The organism is Verrucomicrobiota bacterium (assembly GCA_037139415.1).
Lineage (GTDB): Bacteria > Verrucomicrobiota > Verrucomicrobiia > Limisphaerales > Fontisphaeraceae > JBAXGN01.
Window position 1 is genome coordinate 1 of record JBAXGN010000344.1, and the last position, 2,722, is coordinate 2,722.

At 54.7% G+C, this 2,722-nt stretch carries 2 protein-coding genes; one reads left to right on the forward strand and one right to left on the reverse strand.

Annotated features, from left to right (window positions below):
* On the reverse strand, nucleotides 1–716 hold a 716-nt coding region (locus WCO56_29445), incomplete at its 3' end, for a hypothetical protein (GenBank protein ID MEI7733726.1).
* Nucleotides 717–869: 153 nt separating this feature from the next.
* Here WCO56_29445 and WCO56_29450 point away from each other — a divergent pair.
* Nucleotides 870–2,171, forward strand: a complete 1,302-nt coding sequence (locus tag WCO56_29450) for an IS4 family transposase (protein MEI7733727.1) — start codon at nucleotides 870–872, stop codon at nucleotides 2,169–2,171.
* Nucleotides 2,172–2,722: the final 551 nt, after the last annotated feature.

A 2,722-nucleotide genomic window follows, 5' to 3' on the forward strand; every position in this document is an offset into this window, starting at 1 on the left:
TCGATCTTCGCCAAATTCAGAAGTTTTCCGACAAGCGGGCGTGGTTCAGGAATGCGCCCCAGCATGGGTTTTCCATCGATCTGCAAGTCTGTCAGGCAGAGAGTGGAGAGTTCATGCATCGCCTCTTCTATCTTCAATTCGACGGTCTGCCAAAGCCTGGCCAGTTGATGCACGATCAGATAGGACAACATCACCACCAGCGCATGTCCTCGGGTTCTCGACTCCAACTGCACATAGACCGGACGCATCTCCAACAGGCCGGTCTTGCTGGTGCGGAACGCCCACTCGACCTGCGCAAGATCCTTGTACCGGGCATTGACCATTTCTTTGCTAATCCGTTTCGCCGGCAAGTCCGTCTTCAGGACATAACAACCGTCCAGTTCGCCTGCCTCCGTCATCGCGTCCGTATCCACGGTCAGAAACAATTCCCTGTTTTTTTCTTCCAGTCGAACGAATGGTCCTATCTTCAGGCGCTGCGCCCTCTGTTGAACAGCGCTCAGGGCAACCGCCGTCTTCGATTTCGGATGCGCCTTCAGGTACTCGTTCTTTTTGACAACGTACGCTTGGACGGCCGCAAGCTTGGAAGTTCTTGAAGCAAGCATCTCTTGGGCTCGCACAGGATTCCTTCGTAAAATATACCGTAGGCCTTCATCCGGGAACACCTCAGCCAGTTCATTGTCGAACAACTCCATTTCGATGATGCCGGTGTTCAGCAAGGATTCGATCTGGGGTTTTGTGATGGCGGTAATGTAATGAAAGCCCTGCCCACGAAGATCCTCAACCTGTTTTCACTAGCATCCCATAGGCTTCTCCACGGGCAAGTGGAAAAGCGCTGACCGGGCGGTTGTTCGCCTGTAGTCTACAGGCGCATGAAAAACAAAACACCTCGGCGCCGCCAAGCGCCTCGTACCCGTGAGGGTAAACCGTCCCGGTCAGCAAAGAGTAAGCATACTGTCTTCCGGCAGGCGTGCAACTTGATTCCGGAGCACATGATTCCTCAATTGGCGCGCGATCACAAGATCGACGCCCGAAAGTTTTCAGAAGTCAGTCATGTGCTGGCATTGATATACACCCATGCCGCGCACACCTTGAGCTTGAACGAGACCTGCGACGCACTGGCTTTGCACGAGGCGGAGTTCTTGCGCATTCGTGGCGCGACTCCACCCGTCCGCAACACATTCTCGAATGCCAATCGCACCCGTGATCCTGCTTTGGCAGAAGCGCTGTATTGGAAACTTTTTTCCCATCTGCAGGAAATCTGTCCGGGGTTTACCCAGTACAGAAAGCACGCTGGGTTCATCTTCCGCCTCAAGCGCGAGATCTTTGCGATAGATTCGACCACGTTGAAACTCACCTTGGCCAGCATTGATTGGGCACGCCACCGCCGGAAGAAAGCCGCCGCCAAGTGCCATATGCGGTTAAATATCGGCACGTTTTTGCCGACATTTGCTGTTGTGGAAGACGCCGCCCATCATGACTCCGTACGTGCCGACGTACTGTGCGCCGGCATGGTGACAGGCGATGTGCTGTTGGCAGACCGCGCCTATGTGGACTTGGATTTCCTCGCCAGTCTGAACGCGCGTGGCGTATTTTTCGTTTTGCGTCCCAAGTGCAACATGCTCTTCGACACCGTCAAAAACCTGCCGTGTTCGGGGAAGATCCTTCGAGACGAATTGGTCCGCCCGGCGGGTGTGGACACCGTCAAGAAGTACACCGCCAGCTTGCGTCGGGTAACCGCCCTGGTGGAAGTGGACGGAAAAGAGCGCGAGATGACATTCATCACAAACAACACCGCGTGGAGTGCGCGCACCATCGCCGAACTCTACCGTGCGCGATGGAGTATCGAGTTGTTCTTCAAGGAGCTCAAACAGACGCTGCAACTGAGCGACTTTATCGGCACCAATGAGAAGGCCGTCAAGTGGCAGGTCTGGACGGGACTGATCACGCATTTGCTCTTACGGTTTCTACGCCATGTCTCGCGCTGGGGCCACAGCTTTTCGCGCTTAGCCGGCCTCGTGCGTAGCGCCCTGTGGGTCAAAACCTGCCTGCTTGAACTGCTGCGTTGCTATGGGACAGAAGGTGCCCCCCACCGGCCTGTACTTTCCGCAAAAGACCCGTATTTGCCAGGATTTGCTAAGTTCTGCAGTTCGCCTATGGGACAGCACGTTTAATTTATCGATGAAAAGAGGCTGTTTTTACAGTGCCCCGGTAAAATTCCAGCACACGCATCCTAGCGACGGCGCGGCCGTCAGCAAAAATCCCCTGTAAAGTCGAGGGGAGCGCGTAGTATTATGCTGTCCGTGGCTCGCCTATGGGATGTTAGTGAATGCAAGAACAACCAACGCCTAATCGCTGATGCCGTTGATCAGTGGGCGCTGGAACAGAACAAGCCGGGAACTGCGGCTTTGCCTGCCAGCACAGTACTCGCTCCGTATATTAAGGGCGGTTGGCCACTATGCCTAGTTGGTGAAACTTACACTCTCAGCGGCACGGTTGCGGCCGGCACGAATATTTGCAGCGTTGCTGCCCACAACTAATAAAGAATAGCGAACATAGCTAATCTTATAAAACCAACCCCCGGGGGCAACCCCGGGGTTCTTTGTTGGCTTCTTCCGGGATTAGAGTACGTTAAGTAATAGTGTAGCCGCAGGAGGCAAACCAATGGGCGGCGTCTTGTGCTGTGACTGATCGCAGGGCCTTCGCAATGGCTGCAAGCAAGGTT

Excerpts from the sequence above, each read along its gene's own strand:
- WCO56_29450 (MEI7733727.1), top strand. The coding sequence starts at position 870 with ATGAAAAACAAAACACCTCGGCGCCGCCAAGCGCCTCGTACCCGTGAG.